Below are 5303 nucleotides of genomic sequence, written 5' to 3' on the forward strand. Positions count from 1 at the left end.
ACCCGAAGGTCAAGGTCACCTCGCAGTACCTGTACCCGACCAACACCAAGGGCTTCAACGACCCGGCCGCCGCCAAGGACAAGGCCAAGGGCATGCTCGACGCGGGCAACGACGTGATCTACTCCGCGGCGGGCCAGTCCGGCGTCGGCTCCATCGAGGTCGTCAGCAAGAAGAAGGGCAGCTGGGCGATCGGCGTCGACTCCGACCAGTACGACCAGCCCGGGCTGGCCAAGTACAAGAACGCGATCCTCACCTCGGCCGTCAAGAACGTCGACGTCGCCGTCTTCGACCTGGTCAAGAGCGTCAAGGACAAGAAGCCGATGACGGGCACCACCGTCTTCGACCTGAAGGAGGACGGCGTCTCGCTGGCCACCTCCGGCGGCTTCATCGATGACATCCAGAGCGACATCGACAAGGCCAAGCAGGAGATCGTCGACGGCAAGATCAAGGTCAAGGACACCCCGTGACACGGCCGTCGGCCTGACCGGCGGCGGGGGAGTCCTGGATCGGGCGTATCCGCGGGCACGGGCCGCGGATACGCCCGGCACCGTCATACGGGCGGGCACCGGTGTGAGCCGAAGCCTCCATTCCGCCTCAGCGTTCCAGGAGAGTGCGTCATCGCAACGTCCAGCAGCAGCCCACCCGCGGCCGCGGGGGCCGGCACCGGGTCCGGGCCGGCCGTCGAACTGCGCGGCATCACCAAGCGGTTCCCGGGAGTCGTGGCCAACCGCGACATCCACTTCGCCGTCGGCCGCGGCACCGTGCACGCCCTCGTCGGGGAGAACGGCGCGGGCAAGTCGACGCTGATGAAGATCCTCTACGGCATGCAGAAGCCGGACGAGGGCACCATCTCCGTCGACGGCGAACAGGTCTCCTTCAGCAGCCCCGGCGACGCCATCGCGCGCGGCATCGGCATGGTGCACCAGCACTTCATGCTCGCCGACAACCTCACGGTGCTGGAGAACACGGTCCTGGGCGCCGAGAGCCTGCACGGCATCGGCGGGCGGGCCCGTAAGAAGATCAAGGAGCTGTCGGACGCGTACGGGCTCAACGCGCGCCCCGACGTGCTCGTCGAGGACCTGGGCGTCGCCGACCGGCAGCGGGTGGAGATCCTCAAGGTCCTCTACCGCGGCGCCCGGACGCTGATCCTGGACGAGCCCACCGCCGTGCTGGTGCCGCAGGAGGTCGAGGCGCTCTTCGACAATCTGCGCGAGCTCAAGGCCGAGGGCCTGACGGTGCTGTTCATCTCGCACAAGCTGGGCGAAGTGCTCTCCGTCGCCGACGAGATCACCGTGGTACGGCGCGGCACGACCGTCGCCTCCGTGCGCCCGTCCGAGACGACGCCCAAGCAGCTCGCCGAGCTGATGGTCGGCAGTGAACTGCCCTCGCCCGAGACCCGCGAGTCGACCGTCACCACGACCCCGGTGCTGAGCGTCGACGGGCTGCGGCTGTCCGCCACCGACTCCGACGGCGTGGTACGGGCCGTGCTCGACGGCATCTCCTTCACCATCCACAAGGGCGAAGTCCTGGGCGTGGCCGGTGTCGAGGGCAACGGGCAGGCCGAACTCGTCGAAGCGGTCATGGGCATGCGCGACCCCGACACCGGCACCGTCACCCTCGACGGCGTGGACCTCACGCACACCTCGACCCGCGAGCGCCGCGAAGGCGGCATCGGCTACATCCCCGAGGACCGGCACCGGCACGGGCTGCTGCTGGAGGCCACGCTCTGGGAGAACCGGATGCTCGGCCACGTCACCGAGCCCCCCAACAGCAAGGGCAGGCTGCTGGACCTGGCCGGCGCCCGCGTCGACACCGCGCGGATCGTGGCCGACTACGACGTCCGTACCCCCGGCATCGAGGTCACCGCGGCCAGCCTCTCCGGCGGCAACCAGCAGAAGCTGATCGTCGGCCGCGAGATGAGCCACCACCCCAAGCTGCTCATCGCCGCCCACCCCACCCGCGGCGTCGACGTCGGCGCCCAGGCCCAGATCTGGGACCAGATACGCGAGGCCAGGCGGGAGGGACTCGCGGTCCTGCTGATCTCCGCCGACCTCGACGAGCTGATCGGGCTCTCGGACAGCCTGCGGGTGATGTACGGCGGCCGTCTCGTCGCGGACGCCGACCCCGCCACGATCACCCCTGAGGACCTGGGCTGCGCCATGACCGGAGCCGCCAGCGGCCGCCTCGAGCACGACGAGTCCGCGGCCGAAGCCGAGTCCGCCCCCGGAGACACGACACCGGAAGGGGGTGGGCCGCGATGAAGAGGTTCGACAAGGACAAGCTGATCCTCGCGATCGGCGCCCCGCTGCTCGCACTCGTCGCCGCGCTGGCCATCACCTCCCTCATCATCGGGATGACCGGCAAGGACCCGTTCCACGCCTTCTACGTGATGATCGACTTCGGCTCCAAGAGCGACAGCCAGGTCTGGATCATCAACAAGGCGATCCCGTACTACCTCGCCGCGGTCGCCTCCGCCATCGGCTTCCGCATGAACCTCTTCAACATCGGCGTCGACGGCCAGTACCGCATCGCCGCCTTCTTCGCCGCCGTCGTCGGCGGTGCCCTCACGCTGCCCGGCTTCGTCCAGATCCCGATCATCATCATCGTCGCGATGCTGGTCGGCGCGATCTGGTCCGGCATCGCGGGTCTGCTGAAGACCACCCGGGGCGTCAGCGAGGTCATCACCACGATCATGCTGAACGCCATCGCCGCGTCCACCATCGGCTACTTCCTTCAGGAGGGCAGGCTCGCGGAGAAGGACGGCAACCTCTTCCACACCCCCGACCTCCCCGCCTCCAGCCACTTCTTCTCCCTCCCCACCACCCCGGATCCCATCGACGGCACCCTGGTCCTGGCCGTCCTCATGGGCGTCGCCTACTGGTTCCTGCTCGGCCGCACCCGGTTCGGCTTCGACCTGCGGGCGGTGGGCCGCTCGGAGTCCGCGGCCGCCGCGAGCGGCGTGAGCGTGAAGCGGATGGTGGTCACCTCGATGGTGCTCTCCGGCGCCGTCGCGGGCCTGGCCGGGATGCCGACGCTGCTCAACAGCTCCTTCAACTACGGCGACGACTTCCCCGCCGGCATCGGCTTCACCGGCATCGCGATCGCGCTGCTGGGACGTAACCACCCGGTGGGCATGGCGCTCGGCGCGCTGCTGTGGGGATTCCTCGAACGCACCGGCACGCAGCTGGAGTTCGAGGGCTACGCCCAGGAGACGGTCGGCGTGATGCAGGGCGTCATCGTGCTGTGCGTCGTCATCGCGTACGAGGTCGTACGCCGCTACGGGCTCCGCAGGCAGCAACGTCAGGTCGGCGAGGAGCTGGCCGCCCAGGCTCGAACGAACGATACCGACAACGACAAAAAGGCAGGGGTGTCCGCGTGACCACGAACATCACTGCCGCGCCCGGCGCGAAAGGCACCGGCGCGAACGGCACCACCAAGGGCAACGGTAAGAGCAACGGCAAGGGCAAGAGCGGCGGCGGGCGGCGCAAGCTGTCCTATCCGGTCGTCCTGCTGATCATCGCCGGCGGCCTCGTCGCCCTGTCGCTGCTCCGCGTCGTCACCGGCGCCGACCAGGTCACCTCCAGCGGCCAGTACTCCAGCGCGCTGGGCGCCGCCGTGCCCATCGCCCTCGCCGGACTCGGCGGCCTGTGGTCGGAGCGCGCGGGCGTCATCAACATCGGCCTCGAAGGCATGATGATGCTCGGCGCCTTCAGCGCGGGCTGGATGGGCTGGCAGCACGGCCCATGGGTGGCGGCGCTGGCGGGCATCGTCGGCGGCGCGCTCGGCGGCCTCATCCACGCGATCGCCACCGTCACCTTCGGCGTCGACCACATCGTCTCCGGTGTCGCCGTGAACATCCTGGCGCTGGGCGTCGTGCAGTTCCTCGCCAAGCTGTGGTTCGGCGCCGAGGGCAGCGCCGCCGCGGCCGCCGGCGGCAACGACAAACAGTCGCCACCCATGCCGGACATGCCGACCTTCACCGTGCCGGGACTCGCCGACGGACTCAAGTCCGTCGAAGGGCACCACTGGTTCCTGGTCTCGGACGTCGCGGGCATTCTCGGTTCGCTCGTCAACGAGGTCTCCTGGCTGGCGGTACTGGCCATCGCGCTGTTCGTCGGCAGCTTCTTCGCCCTGTGGCGCACCTCCTTCGGGCTGCGGCTGCGCTCCTGCGGTGAGAGTCCGGTGGCGGCGGAGACGCTCGGCGTCAACGTCCTGCGCTACAAGTACGCGGCGGTCGTCACCTCCGGCGCGCTCGCCGGGCTCGGCGGCGCGTTCCTCGCCATCGGCGTGCACATCTACCAGGACCAGCAGACCGGCGGCCGCGGCTACATCGGCCTCGCCACCATGATCTTTGGCAACTGGCGGCCCGGCGGTGTCGCCATGGGCGCCGGTCTCTTCGGCTTCATGGACGCCCTGCAACAGCGCGGCGGCGGCCCGACGGTGCACGCGCTGCTGCTGCTCCTCGCGGTGCTGCTGGCGGGGCTGGCCGTGTGGAAGCTGCGCAGCGGCGGACGGATACAGGCGCTCATCAGCGCGTTCGTCGCCGTGGGACTGCTGATGTGGTATCTGATGACGGACACCGTCCCGCTGGAGTTCGTCGAGATGACCCCGTACATCGCCACTCTGCTGGTGCTCTCCCTCGCGGCGCAGCGGCTACGAGTACCCAAGGCCATCGGCAGGTCCTATCGCAGGGGGCAAGGCACATGACGAGCGACCCGGCCGGCCGTACGGAGGTCGACTGGGCCGCGCTGCGCGAGTCGGCACGGGTGATGATGAGCCGGGCCTACGCGCCCTACTCCGGGTTCCCGGTCGGCGCGGCCGCACTGGCCGACGACGGCCGTACGGTCACCGGCTGCAACGTGGAGAACGCCGCCTTCGGTGTGGCCCTGTGCGCGGAGTGCGGACTGGTCTCGTCGCTGATCGCGACCGGCGGCGGCAGGCTCACCGCGTTCACCTGCGTCGACCGGCACGGCGCCGTCCTGATGCCGTGCGGGCGGTGCCGTCAGCTGCTGTGGGAACACGGCGGCCCGGAGCTGCTGATGGAGACGGCGCACGGTGTCCGTACGCTCGCCGACCTGCTCCCGGACGCGTTCGGCCCGTCCGACCTGAAGCGCTGACCGGCCTGCCGGCCGGGGGGTCCCCGCACTTGCCGGTCCGGGGTGCCGGTCCACGCGCCCGGCTCCCCGGCCTGCGGGCCGGGGATGACGGCCTGCTGGTCTGTGGGCCAGGTCGGCCGCCCGGCTCCCTTGTCGGCCACTGGCCACCATCGACCGGACACCGCCGCCGGGCCACCGGCCCGGCGG

The 5303-nt window shown here is 70.1% G+C and carries 5 protein-coding genes; all 5 read left to right on the forward strand.

From position 1 onward, the window contains the following. Positions 1-467 (forward strand): BMP family lipoprotein (locus tag ACRDP3_RS15295; RefSeq protein WP_431517488.1); only part of this gene is annotated, 467 nt, incomplete at its 5' end. A 150-nt stretch (positions 468-617) separates the two neighbouring features. After that, on the forward strand, positions 618-2261 hold the full coding sequence (locus tag ACRDP3_RS15300; protein WP_431517492.1) for an ABC transporter ATP-binding protein: 1644 nt from the start codon (positions 618-620) through the stop codon (positions 2259-2261). Continuing rightward, positions 2258-3379, forward strand: coding sequence for an ABC transporter permease (locus ACRDP3_RS15305; protein WP_431517489.1), 1122 nt, complete (start codon positions 2258-2260; stop codon positions 3377-3379). Before ACRDP3_RS15300 ends, ACRDP3_RS15305 begins: the two co-directional genes overlap by 4 nt. Then, positions 3376-4707 carry an ABC transporter permease gene (locus ACRDP3_RS15310; protein ID WP_431517490.1) on the forward strand — a complete coding sequence of 444 codons (1332 nt, stop codon included), beginning with the start codon at positions 3376-3378 and terminating at the stop codon, positions 4705-4707. Before ACRDP3_RS15305 ends, ACRDP3_RS15310 begins: the two co-directional genes overlap by 4 nt. Next, on the forward strand, positions 4704-5117 hold the full coding sequence (locus tag ACRDP3_RS15315; RefSeq protein ID WP_431517491.1) for a cytidine deaminase: 414 nt from the start codon (positions 4704-4706) through the stop codon (positions 5115-5117). Before ACRDP3_RS15310 ends, ACRDP3_RS15315 begins: the two co-directional genes overlap by 4 nt. The last annotated feature ends 186 nt before the right edge of the window (positions 5118-5303 follow it).

Origin of the sequence: Streptomyces sp. (genome assembly GCF_050698815.1) — a bacterium.
Lineage (GTDB): Bacteria > Actinomycetota > Actinomycetes > Streptomycetales > Streptomycetaceae > Streptomyces.